The organism is Mucilaginibacter sp. A3364 (genome assembly GCF_059690715.1).
In genome coordinates, this window is sequence record NZ_JCAWED010000002.1 from 1045336 (window position 1) to 1063168 (window position 17833).

Below are 17833 nucleotides of genomic sequence, written 5' to 3' on the forward strand. Positions count from 1 at the left end.
AGTTTAGTTGCAGTTATCAGGGCAAAGTTCGCCGTTGTCTTGCGGGTCGCCTCTTTTGTATTTTTTTCTGTAAGCGGCTTTGTAATCGTTAAGGATTTTTTCGTCGCAATAAAAGTAATCCCTTGCAACACCGGTTTTAGGGTCGCGTTCTGTGGTGGTTATTACAAAAGCGTGCCTGTTTGCAACAATATCACGGGTTTGTTCGTCCGGCTCCAAATGCCTTGCAAAGTAAATGCGTATACCATTCAGATTTTTGTTTTGATCAAGCGCGTTTAAAAACTCTATATCAAACCATTCGCCATGAGTGTTAATGGTATCGGGTTTCGTTAAAAAGCCTTGAACCATTTGCTCAGCCTTTTTGCGCGAAATGCCGTGCGGCAAGCCACATATCACAGTATTTGAAGGGGTTTTGGTGGCAATATATAATGAGTCGCCGCGACGGCCATCACCGGCGTACGATGGGATGTCATAGTTGCGCAATTTAAATAGATGTGCATTTGCAGGGTGTTCGTAGTAATCAAGGTGTCGGCGCCCGGTGGCACTTTGTCTAACGGTGGCCGGTGCTTTTCCGTTGTCTTTGGTAGATACGATCATGATGGTGTTACTAAGCGGATAGGTATTTATAGTGGTATCGCTGGCAAAGTAAACGCGTACACCATCTGTAAAACCTAACAATGGATCAGATGGGTTTGCAGGAATTGTTGCTTGTTGTTGCTTGATCTCGGCATTTAACATAGTTACGATATCATGAATCATTTCTTTGCTTATCCAGAACGAAGCTGTTGCGGGCGAGGTATCTTTCCCTTTTGAAGTGATAAAATGTTTCATCATGGATTTGGCAGAAGCTTCATCATAGCCGTTTAGGGTTTGGCTAATGGTATCAGCCTTGTCCTTGTCTTTGTTGCCCGCGCACGATGCTAACAGCATGGTTACGCCGGCTAATAGGAATAGTTTTTTCATGTTAATAAGGGTCAGTGAGTTAAGTGTGAATAATGATATAAAATTACTACGGGAAAAGCAAATGCGATACCGTGTTTTCACGGTAATAAAAAGGGGTTTGTACGGATATAGGTTAGCCCGAACAAATAAAGAGAAGAAAATTAGGTGGATTAACCTTCCAACAAGAAAACAAACAGCTCCTTCGGTCCGTGAGCGCCCAATACCAGGGTTTTCTCAATGTCTGCCGTGCGGCTGGGCCCGGTTACATTGGTGATCATGGATGGAATATCGGCGCCGTATTTTTTTTTCAGCAAAGCGAAGCCATCTTTCAGATCAGGCACCAGTTGCGAAGTGTAGGCTAAAACAATATGAACCGGCGGGTAAATACTTAGGCGCCTGCCGGCCATGTTGGCGTTTGATAGCATGATGCTGCCATTGCGAGCTATCAGTGCTTCGCAAAGCGTGAAGCCAACTTCGGCTTGCTCAAAATCTTTATCGGTTTCAAAATACGGGTAATCATACCGTGCCAATACTTCCTGCAGGGCGGGCTCCCAGCAATAAATTTTGCGCCAGTTGCGTTGCTCGGCAAGTTCTAACAGTGTTTCAATAAAAGCTACCTCGTCCTCGCAAAAAGCAAACTGGCCCGATACTGCCATAAACTCTTCGGCAAACATTACATCCAAATGCTCTGATGCCGGCGGGTAATGCGGCAAACTTTCCAGGTTGGGGTATGGGTTATCCCGTTTCTCCAACAATGCCTGGCGAATTTTTTTAAGCAGCTTTTCTTTAGATGTGGTAATGTCTTTCATTTAGTCCTAAGTCGGGGTTTTGAGTCGTAAGTCAAAAACCAATTAACAATTATAAACAAAAAAGTCCGAAGCCTTAAATCAATCGACTTAAGACTTCGGACTCTAAACTAAAGGCGGTAAATTATTCCCCTTTAACTTCTTTCTCTTCAGGGTTACGCTCAAAGGTGCCTGAATGGTCAACCACACCTTCGTGTGCTATACCTTGTGCGGCTGGCTCCTGGTTTGAATCTGCCGTGCCGTTTACAAACTCGTCATAAGTGGTACGGGTTTCAAACGGGCGCTTGCCTAATATCTCTTCCAGGTCTGACTGGAACAGGATCTCTTTCTCCAAAAGTTTCTGCGCCAGTTTTTCCAAACCTTCGCGGTTATCCAACAGTAATTGTTTTGTGCGGGCATAAACCGCGTTTATCTGGTTGCGCACCTCGCTGTCAATCAATTCAGATGTTTTTTCAGAATATGGCTTGTTAAACTGGTACTCGCCTTGCGTATCGTTAAATGATACGTTACCCACTTTATCATTCATGCCATAAATAGTAACCATGGCGTAGGATAGTTTGGTGATGCGCTCCAAATCGTTTTGCGCGCCGGTTGATATTTTACCGAAGGTGATATCTTCCGCTACGCGGCCACCCATGGTCATACACATACCGTCCTCTAACTGCTCAATAGTGTATAAAAATTGCTCTTTTGGCAGATACTGGGCATAACCCAAAGCTGCCACACCACGCGGAACGATTGATACTTTAACCAAAGGATCGGCATGTTCCAGGAACCAGCCTGCAATAGCGTGACCGGCCTCGTGGTAAGCAACGATTCTTTTTTCTTCAGGCGATATGATCTTATTCTTTTTCTCCAAACCACCAATCACACGATCGATAGCATCCTGGAAATCCTGCATATCAACAGCCTCTTTGTTACGGCGGGCTGCTATCAGCGCGGCCTCGTTACAAACGTTGGCAATCTCGGCACCGGCAAAGCCAGGTGTTTGTGCCGATAATTTTTTAGCATCAACACCTTCGGCTAGTTTAACAGGCTTTAAGTGTACTTTAAATATCTGCTCGCGACCGATCAAATCCGGTTTATCAATAGACACCTGTCGGTCAAAACGTCCCGGGCGTAACAGGGCCGAGTCTAACACGTCAGGGCGGTTGGTAGCGGCCAGGATGATGATACCCGAATCGGTACCGAAACCATCCATCTCAACCAGTAACTGGTTAAGCGTGTTTTCGCGTTCGTCATTACCACCTACAATATTGTTCTTACCACGGGCACGGCCAATGGCGTCTATCTCGTCAATAAATATGATACAAGGGGCTTTGTCTTTAGCCTGGCGGAACAGATCGCGCACACGTGACGCACCCACACCTACAAACATCTCCACAAAATCAGAACCTGACAGGGAGAAGAATGGTACCTGCGCCTCGCCTGCAACAGCTTTGGCTAACAATGTTTTACCCGTACCCGGCGAACCTACCAATAGCGCGCCCTTAGGTATTTTACCGCCCAGGTTGGTGTATTTTTTAGGATTACGAAGGAAGTCAACGATCTCCATTACTTCCTGCTTGGCTTCCTCTAAACCGGCAACATCATTAAACGTAATATTAACCTGCGATTCTTTATCAAACAAAGTAGCTTTTGATTTGCCGATATTAAATATCTGGCCGCCCGGGCCACCGCCACCACCGCCACTCATGCGGCGCATAATGAACATAAGCACAGCGGCAAACAGCACGATCATGATAACACTTTGTACCAGCCCGTTTGATAACAGGCTTTCGCGTGGTACAGGGGTATAGTCAACCCTTTTATCGGCAGGGAAATCTTTCTGTATTTCTTTAAGCGATTTATCTAAAATATCAAAAGACGCTACTGTAAAAAAGAACTGCGGATCATCCTTCGACGGGCCTAGCGCAGTCTGCGATTTAGGCGCATTTTTATATAACGCGGGTTTGGCTTTAATACTATCCGCATTTACGTGCACTTCAACGTTAACCAATTCTCCGGATGTTTTGTAGGCAATTAAGCGGTCAACATCATGCTGATTAAGCATTTTAGTGAAGGTAGTTAAGCTAATTTGTGTTGCGCTGCTGCTGCCCGAAAAATAGGCAATACCTAAAAATGTGGCTATTACAACGGCGTAAATCCACATGAAATTAAACTTAGGGGGTTTGGGCGTTATGCGTTTGTTGGGTATTTTACGTGCCGGTCTCGGCTTTTTATCCTGGATATTATCTTCCATCTTGTTTTTCTAGATCAATTAAAATTAATTTTAAGCTACCCACCCTAATCAGGCGCTTTTATAGCTTTTTATTTCGGCATCGCCCCACAGATCTTCCACACCATAATACTCGCGCTTGTCAGTCCTGAAGATGTGTATTACTACATCAACATAATCCAACAACACCCACTCGCCATGCTCAAGGCCTTCCTTGCGCCATGGGTCTTGCTGTAGCGCTTTATATATTTCCTCTTCAACACTGCCGGCAATTGCTTTTACCTGCGTGGCCGAATCGGCATTACAAATTACAAAGTAGTCGGTTACTGAACTGTTTACGTTACGAAGATCTAATCTGACTATCTCATTGCCTTTTTTTTCCTGAATGCCGTGAATGGCTAGTTCAGAAATATAAGACGATTCACTTATCGTTTTATTTTTTACCATCAAAAAGAATTAGTTTTGAACGTTTTTAGAGTTAAGCATATTATACATTGCAAAATAACATAATTTCAGGATTATTTGTTGGACAAAATTTACTGACATTAAAAGAGGTAGACTCTACCAACAATTTCCTTAAAGAACTCCTGTCAAATTCCAAGCCATTGCCTGAGGGCACCGTCATTATGGCAGAAAACCAATTTGCCGGCCGCGGGCAGCAGCAAAACACCTGGCATGCCGAGCCGGGTAAAAACCTCACCTTTAGTATATTACTCAAGCCATCATTTTTGGCCATAACCGGGCAGTTTGATCTGACCCGGGCTATAAGTATGGGCGTGTATGATGCGTTATACCCATTGCTTGGCGAAGCTTTAAAAGTAAAATGGCCCAATGATATATACTACGGCGACAGCAAGCTTGGCGGCATGTTAATTGAAAATATGATACAGGGCGGACAAATACGCAACTCTATTGTGGGTATCGGCCTTAATATCAACCAGGAAAACTTTCCGGAGGGAGCTGTTAACGCCACATCGGTAAAACAAATCTTACAAAGGGATTACGAATTACGACTTATATTGTCAGACATTTGCGCTAATATTGAAGCATGGTACCTTAAACTTCGGGCCGGAAAACTAGTCGATGTAAGGAATGCGTATTTAAACCGACTATACTGGTACAAGGAAAGCAAACGCTTTAAAGCGGGTGATGAGATCTTTAAAGGAATCATCACCGGTGTTAAGGATGCAGGCTTGCTAACCATACAAAAAGAAAATGGCGAAGAAGTGGATTTCGCTTTAAAAGAAATAGAATTTTTAAATAAAGGATAACATGAAAAAAATGCTGGCAGTTATTACTGCATTAATTATAAGCGTTAGTGCTTATGCGCAAATTGAAACGCCTGTAAAATGGGCTTATGCTGCTAAACGTACAAGCCCCACAGAGGCTACGCTATTTATAAAAGCTACTATTCAGGATGGCTGGCACATTTACTCGCAAAATGTAAAAGATGGCGGGCCTATCAAAACCTCGTTCACGTTTACGCCTGCCAAAACTTACAGCCTTGTGGGTAAAGCTGTTGAGCCAAAACCAATAACCAAGTTTGAAAAAACCTTTAAAATGGATGTAAGCTATTTTGAGAAAGAGGTTGTGTTTCAACAAAAAATTAAACTGAAAACTCCGGGAGCAACTACCATAAAAGGCTCGTTGGAGTTTATGGTTTGTAATGATGTTAAATGTCTTCCGCCAGACGGAGTTAACTTTACTATACCGGTAAGTAAATAAGTTTTATCAGGAGGATATTATAGCATGAAACGCTTTTCGTCGGCAATTATAATTGCTCTATTAGCTGTATTTATGGTAATGGGACAGGCCTGGGTTAACCCGGTGGCTGCTCAAACCGAGGATACGAGTGGTGTGGTTTTTACGGATATACAAACCAGTACCGACAGCTTAGTTGCTAAGCAGAAAGAGCAAAAAGCTGATACGGTAAAAGCTGTTTCGCCGGTGGCGGAAACTCTTGCCGCTGCCCCTGAGCAAACACTTTGGGCCATATTTATTGCCGGCTTTTTAGGCGGATTTGCCGCGTTTTTAATGCCTTGTATCTATCCAATGTTGCCGCTTACGGTTAGTTTTTTTACAAAAAAAGCAGGTAGCCGAAGCAAGGGTATAGCACAGTCGCTATTATACGGCCTGTCTATCATTGTAATATATGTTACCATAGGCTTTGTTATTACGCTGTTATTTGGCCCGTCGGCTTTAAACGCTTTGGCCACTAATGGTATTTTTAACTTCTTTTTCTTTTTACTGCTAATAGTGTTCGGCGTATCGTTTTTGGGTGCGTTCGAAATTACACTGCCAAGTTCTTTAGGCAATAAATTGGACGAAAACTCTGACAAAGGCGGATTGATCGGCATCTTCTTTATGGCAGCTACTCTAGCAGTAGTTTCTTTCTCATGTACCGGTCCTATCATCGGTTCGGTGCTGGTGCAGGCAGCTACTAAAGGTGCACGTTTGGGTCCGGCTGTTGGTATGTTTGGTTTTTCGTTGGCGCTAGCGCTGCCGTTTACTTTGTTTGCCATGTTCCCTTCGGCTATGAAATCGCTGCCAAAATCGGGCGGGTGGTTAAATAGCGTAAAAGTTGTATTGGGTTTTATTGAGATCGCCTTCGCGTTGAAATTTTTATCGAACGTTGACCTGGCTTACCACTGGAACTGGTTTGACCGCGAGGTGTTCCTGTCGCTTTGGATAGCATTGGGTTTCCTGTTGTTCTTATATCTTATCGGCAAAATCAAGTTCTCGCATGACAGTGATCTGCAATACTTATCAGTGCCGCGTACTTTTATTGCAGCTATCGTATTAGCCTTTACGGTTTATATGGTACCCGGTTTATGGGGAGCACCGCTAAAATCTATCAGTGCGTTTTTACCGCCGTTAAGTACGCAGGATTTTGATGTTTCGGCTGGCGTAAGCGCGGCTCCGGTAACAACAGCAGGTACATCACTCAAAGAAAAAAAATACGAAGAGCTTTTTAAACGCCTGCCCAAAGTAAAAGGCATTGATGATTGGTATGATTACGACCAGGCCATCGAGGTTGCCAAGCAAGCAGGTAAACCCATATTAATTGACTTTACCGGCTGGAATTGCGTTAACTGCCGCCAGATGGAGCAAAATGTATTCCCCGACCCGGAAGTGTTAAAGCGTGTGCAAAACGAATTTGTAATGCTGCAACTGGTTATTGATGATAAAACAGAGCTGCCGGCTGCCGAACAATTCACATCAACCGTAACCGGTAAAAAAATAACTACCGTAGGCGGCAAATGGCTTGATTTTGAAATAGGTAAGTTTCAATCGAACGCGCAGCCATTTTATGTAATAATTGACGAAACCGGTAAGGTGTTAGTGCCACCACAAGGTGCCGAATTTAACATCGGCAAATTTGTTACATATCTAGATAGCGGAATTTTGGCTTACAAAAATTCAAAAGCCAGCAAAAAATAACGTAAATTCGCGGCTCATTATAAAGATTCACCCTATCAGGGCTATAACAGCCTATAGTGTATTCCCTATCATGGCCAGAATAAAAAAAATCGGAGTTTTTACATCGGGCAGCGACTCGCCCGGAATGAATGCCGCAGTACGTGCAATTGTACGCAGCGCAATATATTATGATCTGGAAGTTATCGGCATCCGTCGTGGTTACGACGGTATCATCGCCGGCGACTTTTTTTCTATGGATCGTAAATCGGTATCAAACATTATACAACGAGGCGGTACTATTTTAAAAAGCAGCCGCAGCAACCAGTTTAAAGCAGCCGAAGGCCGCCAGCAAGCTTATGAGCAATTAAAAGCCAATGGTATTGAAGCCCTGGTAGCTTGCGGTGGTAACGGTACTTTTATAGGCGCAAAGGAGTTTGGCTTTGAATACCCGGACATTAACATTGTGGGCGTACCTTGTACTATTGATAACGACCTTTTGGGTACCGATTTTACCGTTGGTTACGATACTGCTATTAATACCGCTATTGAGGCGATAGATAAAATACGCGATACTGCCGAATCTCACGACCGCCTGTTTATAGTAGAGGTAATGGGTTGCGACTCGGGCCTTATAGCCCTGCGCACCGGTATCGGCGTTGGTGCCGAAGGTGTATTGATCCCTGGCACCCGTTCAGATCTGCCGTCGTTATTTGCCCGTTTAGATATTGGTCGTAAAGATAAAGCATCAAAAATTGTGGTTGTTGCCGAAGGTGAAAAACCGGGCGAAGCTTTTGAATTGGGCGAAACCATTAAACAAAAGTATCCTAACTACGATACCCGCGTAAGTATATTGGGCCACATACAGCGTGGTGGTAAACCAACCTGTATGGACCGCGTACTGGCCAGCCGACTAGGTGTAGCCGCTGTTGAAGCGCTTCGTAACGGCCACCGTAACGAAATGGTGGGCCAGATACATAACAGCATTATTTCAACACCGTTTGAACGGGCTATCAAGCATAACATTGATTTGAATCCGGATCTGTTGAGGATAGTAGAGGTGCTATCGCTTTAGTGAATTGTTGATTGGGTTGATTAAGTGAGTGGTTTTTAACAACTATTCACCTGATCAACCCAACCACTAATCAACTAATTTACAAATCACTAAAAAATATTAAAAATATTTTTCTACCTTTGCGTCCCCGCTGAAAGAAACTCCGGGGGAATGTTGAACACATAAAAACACAAAGAAATGGCAACTAAAATCAGATTGCAACGTCACGGTAAAAAAGGAAAACCGTTTTATTACATTGTAGTAGCCGACTCACGCGCACCTCGCGATGGTCGTTTTATTGAGCGTATTGGTTCATACAACCCAAATACCAACCCAGCTACTATCGATATTAATTTCGACAAAACTTTTGAATGGGTAAACAGCGGCGCGCAGCCAACTGATACCTGTCGTGCTATATTGTCATACAAAGGCATACTTTACAAAAAACACTTACAAGGTGGTGTTAAAAAAGGCGCTTTAACTCAGGAAGCTGCTGATGCTAAATTTGCAGCATGGTTAGAGCAAAAAGACGGTAAAGTTACCGGCAAAAAAGATAGTTTAGCTACTGCAAAAGCCGATGCTAAAAAAGCTGCTTTAGCTGCTGAAGCTAAAAAGAACGAAGAAAAAGCTGCTGCTGTTGCTGCTAAAAACACTCCTCCTGTTGAAGAGGAAGAAGCTCCTGCAGAAGAAGTTGCTGCTGAAGTTGAAGAAGCGCCGGTTGCTGAGGCACCAGCTGAAGAAACTCCTGAAGCATAATTTTTTAAGAGATAAAAAATTATCAATACGCAATGGCGAAGCACCTACAGGTACTTCGCCATTGTTGTTTTACAACAAGTCTCATTTCCGAAGGCTTGAGGCGAGTTGAGCACATTCGTGTAATTCGCAGCAATTCGTGAAATTAGTGCCTTAATAAGATTATGAAAACTGAAGATTGTTTCCGTATAGGTAGCGTGTTAAAAACCAAGGGCCTTAAAGGCGAGATGCAGCTATACGTTGATTTTGACGGAGTAGAGAATATTGATTTCGACGCGCTGTTTATTGAGATTGGCGGTAAGCTGGCCCCGTTTTTTGTAGAGTCGATCAAGTACAATCAGAAAAACTCGGCGTATTTATACCTGGAAGATATTGATACTATTGAGAAAGCATCAACCCTGGTGCGTAAGGACATATATCTGCCCAATAAGCTTAAGCCCAAAAAGAAAAAAGAGCAGTTTGGCTTGAAAGACCTGATAGAATTTACCGCCATTGACGAGAACGAAGGCGAGCTTGGGGTAATAACCGCTATTCATGAGTATCCGCAGCAGCTGATAGCTACTGTAACTTATAAAGGCTGCGAAGTAATGTTCCCGTTGAATGAGGAAATAATCAAAGGTATCGATATTGTAAAAGAGCAGGTTTTGGTTGATCTGCCTGAGGGATTGCTGGATATCTATTTGGACTAGATAGGAGAACCCAGAGTTAAGGATTAGATAGTCGGTCTTGTTTCGTGGCTCTTGATTCTTAAATTTTAAAAATAATTTGTCAAGTTTACTTGACTTTTGTAAAGTTTGTTTTACATTTGGTAAATCAAACTTTACAAATTATGAAAACACGTTTTCTATTTCCTCATCAATGGCTTAGAGTTGGGCTGGGCCTTTTTATTCTTGGGCTTATAGTAGCAACCTTACAACGCTATTATAGCGATGAACTAAGTAACTGGCAAATTGAACGAAACCACGCGGGGCTATCAACCTTTGAGGACCTGATACCCGATGTAATGCTTTTGCTTCTGGTTTGTGGATTGTTCCTGATGGCATTTAGCAAAGAAAAAGTTGAAGATGAGCAGTTGATGCAATTAAGGCTTGATTCGCTACAATGGTCCATTTATTTAAATTACGCTATTTTGGTGGTGTGTATTGTTTTGGTGGATAACTGGCACTTCTTTATCGGTGTAGCTGCGCATTATATATTTACCCCGCTGGTGTTTTTTATCGTCCGTTTTAGATGGGCCGTTTACAGAAACAACAAATTGTTAGTGGAGGATCAGGCATCATGAAAGCACAATATTTATTACCAACATATTTCAGAACGCTGGGCGTTTTGCTTTCGGTACCGGGTTTTATATTAGGATTTCTTTTTCTTAACTTTCATTACAACATACCGGGTTTCGGGCCGCCGGCTAACCCAAGAAATATGCTGGACGCTTATAGCGGTTACACCAACGAGCTGGCTTTAACATTGGTTATATTGGGTTTAGCGTTCATTGCCTTTTCCAAATTAAAAAGAGAGGACGAGCTTACGGCCCAGTTAAGGCTTAACGCTTTGTATTGGGCTATCTTGATAAACTACATACTAATTATTGTATTTCTTATAGTATTATATATAGACGAGCTTTATTTCGGATATGCAGATGGCAATGCCCAGGTGCTTGACTATAACTTGTTTATGCCCCTGGTTTTATTTATAGCCCGTTTTTACTACTTGCTATACAAAAACCGTAATGAGTACCACGTTAGGCCTCTGCATTTTTTACCTTATAAGCCCTTCAACAAAATAGCCAGGATCATAGCTATACCGTGCGGGATATTATTTGTAGCGCACCTTATTTATAACCTGTTTGATGTAAGCGAATTTTTTGGCAAAAAGCCGCTGTGGTATACCTACTCTGATTTTGTAGTGTACGTAACGCCATTGATATTATTGGTATGGACCTATACCAAAGAACGTATAGAGGATGAGTACATTAACTCATTGCGGTTACAGGCGATGCAAATAGCGATCTACATCAATTGTATAGTGTTGCTGCTTGCCAACTTTTTATTATACTCGCTGAGTTTTTGGACGTTTGAGTTTTTTGAACTAGCTATAATGCCGTTAATATTTGTGCTGGTGTTTCAGTACCGGCTATATCGCTTATCAAGACAGGAAGAAGGCAAAAAAGGAAGTAACCTAAATTTGAAAACTTTATAACGCGTCATCATGAAAAACTCATTACGCGTTGAACGCGCTATAAAAAATATAACCCAGGGCGAACTGGCCGACCTGATCGGCGTATCGCGCCAAACCATCAATACCATCGAGAGTAATAAATACGTACCATCCACAGTGCTGGCTTTGAAAATAGCCCGGGTGTTTGGTAAACAGGTTGAAGAGATATTTATACTGGAAGATGAGGATTAGGCTTTAGAGCCAGGAATCAATAACCAAGAGTCAAGACGAAATAAAATCTTGATTCTTGGCTCTTCTCAACCTATCTTTATTAAAAACAATAGGTTATGGAAACTAAAACCGCTTTTGCACCAACGCTTACCATCAGGAATGGCGTAATTGATATTGATTTTTATAAAAAAGCTTTTGGTGCTGTAGAGGTTTTCCGTATCAATAATGACGATGGCACCCTACACGTTGCCGAATTTTTGATAGATGATGCGCTGTTTCATCTGCATGAAATTTATCCCCATACACAATCATTTAATGCTGCCGCTCATAGCGGTGTGGTAATAGTTGGGTTAATGACGGCCGATGTGCACGGCATGTTTAACAACGCCATAGCCGCGGGCGCAACCAGCATTTTGCCGGTTAAAGATTACGAGTATGGCTATCGTCAAGGCACCCTGCGCGATCCATTTGGCCATCACTGGATGCTGCAATGCCGTATCCCGCCTGCTGCCGATTGGGTGCCTTAAAGCAACCATATCTTGATTCCTGGCTCTTGATTCTTGACTCTTTCAAAAAGCGTATCTTTGCCCCATGCGTTTTGATATAGTTACCGTATTGCCTGGTTTGCTGGAGAGTCCTTTTGCTCATTCTATTTTACTGCGTGCGCAGAAAAAAGGCCTGGCCGAGATCGTAGTGCACAACCTGCGCGACTATTCCACCCACAAGCAAAAAAGTGTAGACGACTATCCTTATGGCGGCGGCAGTGGTATGGTAATGAGTATCGAACCTTTCGCCAAATGTATTGAGGCGCTTAAAGCCGAGCGCGAATATGATGAGGTGATCTTCATGTCGCCGGATGGCGTAACGCTTAACCAGGCTATGGCTAATACGCTATCAACCAAACAAAACTTCATTATATTATGCGGACATTATAAAGGCATTGACCAGCGCATACGCGATATTTATGTAACCAAAGAAATATCTGTAGGTGATTATGTCCTTTCGGGAGGTGAGTTGCCGGCAGCCATTGTGGTTGACGCGGTGGTGAGATTGATACCCGGCGTATTGTCCGACGAAACCTCGGCATTATCCGATTCTTTTCAGGATGGATTGTTAGATGCCCCGGTTTACACCCGCCCGGCCGACTGGAACGGCCATAAAGTGCCTGATGTGCTGCTGAGCGGCCATGCCGGCCAGATTGATAAATGGCGTTTTGAGCAGGCTGTAGAGCGTACCAAACAACGCAGGCCCGATTTATTAGAGGACGAATAATTAGCGCCTTGATGCCTTTGTTTTTAGCGCCCTTTTTGTTGACAAAAAACAAAATGTGGAAATTTTTAAAAACAGCTTTTTATTTCCAAAAAATATCCCTATAATTGCAATCCGATTTTTACGGGTTAAAAATCGCTTTAAGAGCTTAAAATCATGGATTTAGTAAAATTTGTAGAAGAGCAAACAGTAACAGTTAACAAATTCCCCACCTTTAAAGCAGGTGATACTGTAAGCGTACATTATAAAATTAGAGAGGGAAATAAAGAGCGTGTACAGGTTTACCAAGGTGTAGTTATACAACGTAACAGTACTGGTGTGTCTGAAACTTTTACAGTTCGTAAAGTATCAAACGGTATCGGTGTTGAGCGTATCTTCCCTGCAAACTCTCCAAACATCGAGAAAGTTGAAGTAAACAGCTACGGTAAAGTTCGTCGCTCTAAATTGTACTACCTGCGTGCCCTTACCGGTAAAGCAGCTCGTATCAAATCAAAAAGAGTTTAATCCCCTGGCTTTGCCCCTGCAAAGTCTTACAAACACATATTATAAAGCCTTCCCGAGTTTTCGGGAAGGCTTTTTTGTTGGATGGATTTAGGGTGAGGAATATAAGCACCTTTGTTATTAAGCCCGATGCAGTACGGGGCACCTACGGAGCCCTAAAGAATGTGTTTAATGAATTGCTATAAACACGACGCTCCTAACGGAGCGCTAAGCGAGCTGTGATACTTTACCGATCTATTGAAATATAATCAACCTTTCAGGCCCCATCGGGGGCTACGTGTTTATAGCAATACCAACAAACAAAAATGACTCCGTAGGAGTTTCGTCAATCGAAAAGACATATAAACACGATGTTTCTAAATAGAGTTAAGCAAGATAAATAATACTCTGCTGATCTGTTGAAATATAATCGACCTTTCCCCGGCCCCCTCGCGGAGTCATGTGTTTTAGACCTGCATCAATAAGCCCTCAGTTATGCGGCCCCGGAGGGGCCACGTGTTTGTAGCCATACGCACAAGCAAAAGAAAGACTCCGTAGGAGTCCCGTTTATAAAAAAGATATATAAACACAATGCCTCTAAAGTAGTGCTAGGCAAAGTTAACACTACTTACTGATCCGTTGAAAGTAACCCACTATGCGGCCCTGGCGGGGCCACCTGTTTACAGCAACATCCACAAACAAAAAAAGACTCCGTAGGAGTCTTCTTTGTCGATAAAATATTTTAAAGCTTATACTTTTGCTTTCGATGGCAATGTTGCCAGCACGGTTCTGCCGCCCTTTACAACCTCGCCAAGCTCTACGTTGATCTTGGTACCTAAAGGTAAATAAAGATCAACCCTCGATCCGAATTTGATGAAACCAAACTGATCGCCTTGCTCTACCACATCGCCTTCTTTAACATACCATACAATGCGGCGTGCCAAAGCACCGGCAATCTGGCGGAACAATACCTGTACGCCTTCGCTGTTCTCAGTAACAACGGTAGTACGTTCGTTTTCGGTTGATGATTTTGGATGCCATGCCACCAGGTATTTGCCCGGATGATATTTAAAATATTTTACAACGCCGCTTATCGGGTTACGGTTTACGTGCACGTTGATGGGCGACATAAATACCGACAGTTGTATACGTTTATCTTTTAAAAATTCGGTTTCGGTAGCTTCTTCAATCACTACAACCTTGCCGTCTGCCGGGCAAAGTACGGCGGTTTCGTCTACCGTGATAGGAAACTTAGGACTGCGGAAAAACTGCAAAATGGTTAAAAACAAAACTGCCGAGAAAATATATACCATCCATTTTACTATGGTGGCATCGGGAATGAAATACTGTATTGCCGCATTCAGCACAAAAATAAACAGAATGCAAAGCGCCATTGAGGTATATCCTTCTTTATGAAAAGTCATGCTATTTGGTGTTTTGGTTTACAAATTTACGAATTTGTAATGAAGTAAAGGTATGCATATACAATTGGTGCCGCCAGCAGCAGACCGTCAAACCTGTCGAGCAAGCCACCGTGGCCCGGTAATATACCGCCCGAGTCCTTCACGTTAATACTGCGCTTGAACATAGACTCGATCAAATCACCGGTAGTGCCAAATACACTAATGATCACGCCTATCCATATCCAGTGCATTAAAGCAATATCGGCATAATAAATACTGATAATGTAGGCTGCGATGGCAGTGATCAGCATACCGCCGATAAAACCTTCCCATGTTTTTTTAGGCGAATGACGCTCAAACAATTTGGTGCGGCCCATTTGGCTGCCTACTAAATAAGCCCCGGTATCATTGGCCCAAAGTAGCAGCAAAAATCCCATCGGGAAATGGAAATTAAAACCACCCTGTATAAAGCCCAGTCCGTGGAAAAACACAAAGGGAACTGTGGCAAATATTATCCCTAAAAAAGTATAGCCGATATTGGTAAACGGGGCTTCCGTTTTTTTAAACAGTTCCTGTATAAATATAGTGCTGAATGTTATAGGCAGTAAAAAAAGCAGCTTTTGGCTCCCTATGTCGGGATGATTAGCTATTAAGGCGAATATAAAAAACAAGGCGCCGGCGTTAAACAAACCGCTTACGGTGTTTGGTTTGATGCCGGTTTGCTTAATAAGCCCGTAAAACTCCCATAAACAAAAGCCGGTTAGTATTAAAAAAAATATGCTGAATACAAATTGGCCCAGCAGTAAAGAGCCCAGCATTACAATAATAAAGAAGAAGCCGGTTATGGCGCGTAATTTCATAATTTACAATTGGTTCAGGATCATGATCTCGATAGCGTGACTGAAATCTTCCTGGTGTATATAAACCTCACAATCGCCAAAATCGCGGTGAGAGGTAGCTTGTTTATTTAAAAGAACGGCATCAATTTCATGCTCGCAAAGCACCTGCTTTACAATTTCCGACTGATAAAAATTAGTCGAAGTGTAAATTTTGATCCAGTTCTTTTCCATCAACTTATGGGGTGCAGTTTTACCCTTGCTGCACTCCGGTATAGGTACAGCAAAAATAACACAATTATTAAGCTAAACAGGTAAGCGCCATAATTAAAAATGTGCTGGCTATCGGGGTTTATTTTAGTTTTGTTATGCTGATACAGGTACATAACAACTACCGCGGCGCCATTATTAATAAAATGCCCCCATATAGCCGGCCAGATGCTTCCACTCCATAAAGTAAAATAACCAAACAAAGCACCCAGCAATAAGCGCGGCAAAAAGCCAAAAAACTCAAAGTGAAAAGCGCTGAACAGTACGGCGGTAATCCAAACGGCTACGTGGCCATTTTTGGTCCAGCGGGTAAATATGGTTTGTATCACTCCCCTAAACATTGCCTCTTCAACAATGGCGGTAAACAGGCCAACAAATATTACATTACTTAGCATACTGCCAACGGTTTTCATCTGCAGTAATACTTCGGTTAGCTTTTTGGCCTGGTCCTCCTTTTCGCGCATCCATTGCTGCAAGCCGTTTAAAAAGGGCGGCAGCACCATTTTTTGGTTGATATTGCTTAAAAACTCTATCAATGGCGACGATATCAGCATAACTACTAATACAATAAGCCATAGCTGCCACGGGACGGTAATGCCGGGCTTAAGATATTCTTTAGGTTGTTTTACAATAAAGTAGGAAAATATAACGGGCGCTACCAGTAACGGGATAGTTGTACTCACCACTTGCAATATCCACAAAGCGTTAACGGCATTGGGGCTGCTCAGATTTAACCGGGCAAGCTGTATCACCATATCTACCCCGTACAAAGCTGTTATCACCGCTGCGCCAATTACATAGCCAATGGCCGCAATTATAACGGTTAGTACTATTAATATTAAAAATTGCAGTGCCGGGAAAAGCTGATTGTGGCGGTTTTCTGTCATTTGTAGTAAAAATCGTATTTTTGCGGTGCTTAAAGATAGGTGATGTCTGTACAAATAGGAAATATTGATTTAGGGGAGTTCCCGCTGCTGCTGGCGCCGATGGAGGATGTGAGTGATCCGCCCTTCCGTTATGTGTGTAAGCAACATGGCGCGGACATGATGTATACAGAGTTTATTTCGTCTGAAGGCCTTATCCGCGACGCGGCAAAAAGCCGGAAAAAACTGGACATTTTTGAGTACGAGCGCCCTATAGGCATCCAGATCTTCGGTAGCGACATTGACCATATGCGCGAAGCTTCGGCTATATCAACCCAGGCCAATCCCGACCTGATCGACATTAACTATGGTTGCCCGGTTAAAAACGTGGCTTGCCGTGGTGCCGGTGCCAGCTTGTTGCAGGATATTGATAAAATGGTAGCCATGACCAAGGCCGTGGTTGAAGGAACGCATCTGCCGGTAACGGTTAAAACCCGCCTGGGCTGGGATGATAATACCAAAAACGTAGAAGAAGTTGCCATGCGACTGCAGGATGTAGGAATTGCGGCACTTACTATACACGGCCGTACCCGTTCACAAATGTATAAAGGCCATGCCGATTGGTCGCTCATCAGCAAGATCAAGAAAAACCCGGCCATACATATCCCGATTTTTGGTAACGGCGACATTGATTCGCCCGAGAAAGCTGCCGCGTGGCGGATGGAGTATGGTGTTGACGGGATGATGATAGGCCGTGCGGCGATAGGTTACCCGTGGATATTCCGTGAAATAAAACACTATTTCGCCACAGGCGAACATCGCGAAAAGCCAACTTTTACCGAACGTATTCACGCTTGCCGTACACACCTGGTAAAATCTATTGAATGGAAAGGCGCTAAAACAGGCGTTTTTGAAATGCGCAGGCACTACTCAAATTATTTTAAAGGCATTGAGCACTTTAAAGAATATCGTATGAGGCTGGTTACCGCCGGCACTTTTGAGGAAGTGGAGGAGATACTTTATGAGCTTGAAAACAACCAAAGGTTTCAACATTCCGTATCTCCTGTAGAAATTTAACATTTCCGGTTTTCTTCTTCTAATGTAAAAAATATATCTTGCTGAAAATTATGGCCTTAGTAT

Annotated in this window: 21 protein-coding genes; 13 read left to right on the plus strand and 8 right to left on the minus strand. The window is 43.0% G+C overall.

Annotation, left to right across the window (positions count from 1 at the left end):
• Window positions 1–3 precede the first annotated feature (3 nt).
• The 4 genes from AC59JT_RS16985 to rsfS form a co-directional block, all read right to left on the minus strand.
• A complete protein-coding gene (locus AC59JT_RS16985) occupies window positions 4–960 on the minus strand; it encodes a hypothetical protein (protein WP_497401152.1) in 957 nt (318 codons plus the stop codon).
• Window positions 961–1109: 149 nt separating this feature from the next.
• The gene (locus AC59JT_RS16990) at window positions 1110–1748 is read right to left on the minus strand and encodes a LutC/YkgG family protein (protein WP_497401154.1); all 639 of its coding nucleotides are present in this window, start codon (window positions 1746–1748) and stop codon (window positions 1110–1112) included.
• A gap of 121 nt (window positions 1749–1869) precedes the next feature.
• Window positions 1870–3987, minus strand: a complete 2118-nt coding sequence (ftsH, locus tag AC59JT_RS16995; protein ID WP_497401156.1) for an ATP-dependent zinc metalloprotease FtsH — start codon at window positions 3985–3987, stop codon at window positions 1870–1872.
• 48 nt (window positions 3988–4035) lie between these two features.
• Window positions 4036–4410, minus strand: coding sequence for a ribosome silencing factor (rsfS, locus tag AC59JT_RS17000; protein ID WP_497401158.1), 375 nt, complete (start codon window positions 4408–4410; stop codon window positions 4036–4038).
• A 47-nt stretch (window positions 4411–4457) separates the two neighbouring features.
• Between rsfS and AC59JT_RS17005 the strand changes: the two genes are divergently transcribed.
• The 12 genes from AC59JT_RS17005 to rplS all read left to right on the plus strand — a co-directional run bounded on the left by AC59JT_RS17005 (window position 4458) and on the right by rplS (window position 13345).
• A complete protein-coding gene (locus AC59JT_RS17005; RefSeq protein WP_497401160.1) occupies window positions 4458–5234 on the plus strand; it encodes a biotin--[acetyl-CoA-carboxylase] ligase in 777 nt (258 codons plus the stop codon).
• A gap of 1 nt (window position 5235) precedes the next feature.
• Complete coding sequence (locus AC59JT_RS17010; RefSeq protein WP_497401162.1) at window positions 5236–5688, plus strand: protein-disulfide reductase DsbD N-terminal domain-containing protein; 453 nt, start codon at window positions 5236–5238, stop codon at window positions 5686–5688.
• A 24-nt stretch (window positions 5689–5712) separates the two neighbouring features.
• A complete protein-coding gene (locus AC59JT_RS17015; RefSeq protein WP_497401164.1) occupies window positions 5713–7404 on the plus strand; it encodes a protein-disulfide reductase DsbD family protein in 1692 nt (563 codons plus the stop codon).
• Window positions 7405–7474: 70 nt separating this feature from the next.
• Window positions 7475–8455, plus strand: a complete 981-nt coding sequence (pfkA, locus tag AC59JT_RS17020) for a 6-phosphofructokinase (protein ID WP_497401166.1) — start codon at window positions 7475–7477, stop codon at window positions 8453–8455.
• Between the two features lie 177 nt (window positions 8456–8632).
• A complete protein-coding gene (locus AC59JT_RS17025; RefSeq protein ID WP_497401171.1) occupies window positions 8633–9190 on the plus strand; it encodes a 30S ribosomal protein S16 in 558 nt (185 codons plus the stop codon).
• 161 nt (window positions 9191–9351) lie between these two features.
• Window positions 9352–9876: a ribosome maturation factor RimM gene (gene rimM / locus AC59JT_RS17030; RefSeq protein ID WP_497401173.1), complete on the plus strand. Its 525-nt coding sequence runs from the start codon at window positions 9352–9354 to the stop codon at window positions 9874–9876.
• Window positions 9877–10016: 140 nt separating this feature from the next.
• A complete protein-coding gene (locus AC59JT_RS17035) occupies window positions 10017–10469 on the plus strand; it encodes a hypothetical protein (protein WP_497401176.1) in 453 nt (150 codons plus the stop codon).
• On the plus strand, window positions 10466–11383 hold the full coding sequence (locus AC59JT_RS17040) for a hypothetical protein (protein ID WP_497401178.1): 918 nt from the start codon (window positions 10466–10468) through the stop codon (window positions 11381–11383). Before AC59JT_RS17035 ends, AC59JT_RS17040 begins: the two co-directional genes overlap by 4 nt.
• Before the next feature lie 9 nt (window positions 11384–11392).
• Window positions 11393–11593: a helix-turn-helix transcriptional regulator gene (locus AC59JT_RS17045; RefSeq protein ID WP_497401180.1), complete on the plus strand. Its 201-nt coding sequence runs from the start codon at window positions 11393–11395 to the stop codon at window positions 11591–11593.
• A gap of 95 nt (window positions 11594–11688) precedes the next feature.
• Window positions 11689–12099 (plus strand): VOC family protein, encoded by a 411-nt coding sequence (locus tag AC59JT_RS17050; RefSeq protein WP_497401182.1) that lies wholly within the window; start codon window positions 11689–11691, stop codon window positions 12097–12099.
• A gap of 64 nt (window positions 12100–12163) precedes the next feature.
• Window positions 12164–12844 carry a tRNA (guanosine(37)-N1)-methyltransferase TrmD gene (gene trmD, locus AC59JT_RS17055; RefSeq protein WP_497401184.1) on the plus strand — a complete coding sequence of 227 codons (681 nt, stop codon included), beginning with the start codon at window positions 12164–12166 and terminating at the stop codon, window positions 12842–12844.
• 153 nt (window positions 12845–12997) lie between these two features.
• A complete protein-coding gene (gene rplS, locus AC59JT_RS17060) occupies window positions 12998–13345 on the plus strand; it encodes a 50S ribosomal protein L19 (RefSeq protein WP_497401186.1) in 348 nt (115 codons plus the stop codon).
• A gap of 725 nt (window positions 13346–14070) precedes the next feature.
• Here rplS and AC59JT_RS17065 read toward each other — a convergent pair.
• The 4 genes from AC59JT_RS17065 to AC59JT_RS17080 are packed head-to-tail and all read right to left on the minus strand — an operon-like array spanning window position 14071 to window position 16717.
• Window positions 14071–14745: a phosphatidylserine decarboxylase family protein gene (locus AC59JT_RS17065; RefSeq protein ID WP_497401188.1), complete on the minus strand. Its 675-nt coding sequence runs from the start codon at window positions 14743–14745 to the stop codon at window positions 14071–14073.
• Window positions 14746–14771: 26 nt separating this feature from the next.
• On the minus strand, window positions 14772–15584 hold the full coding sequence (locus AC59JT_RS17070) for a phosphatidate cytidylyltransferase (protein WP_497401190.1): 813 nt from the start codon (window positions 15582–15584) through the stop codon (window positions 14772–14774).
• Between the two features lie 3 nt (window positions 15585–15587).
• Entirely contained in the window at window positions 15588–15794 is a 207-nt protein-coding gene (locus tag AC59JT_RS17075; RefSeq protein WP_497401192.1) for a putative signal transducing protein, read from the minus strand.
• Complete coding sequence (locus tag AC59JT_RS17080; protein ID WP_497401194.1) at window positions 15794–16717, minus strand: CPBP family intramembrane glutamic endopeptidase; 924 nt, start codon at window positions 16715–16717, stop codon at window positions 15794–15796. The genes AC59JT_RS17075 and AC59JT_RS17080 overlap by 1 nt, the downstream gene beginning before the upstream one ends.
• Window positions 16718–16759: 42 nt before the next feature.
• Here AC59JT_RS17080 and dusB point away from each other — a divergent pair, with 42 nt between their 5' ends.
• The gene (gene dusB, locus AC59JT_RS17085; protein ID WP_497401196.1) at window positions 16760–17770 is read left to right on the plus strand and encodes a tRNA dihydrouridine synthase DusB; all 1011 of its coding nucleotides are present in this window, start codon (window positions 16760–16762) and stop codon (window positions 17768–17770) included.
• The last annotated feature ends 63 nt before the right edge of the window (window positions 17771–17833 follow it).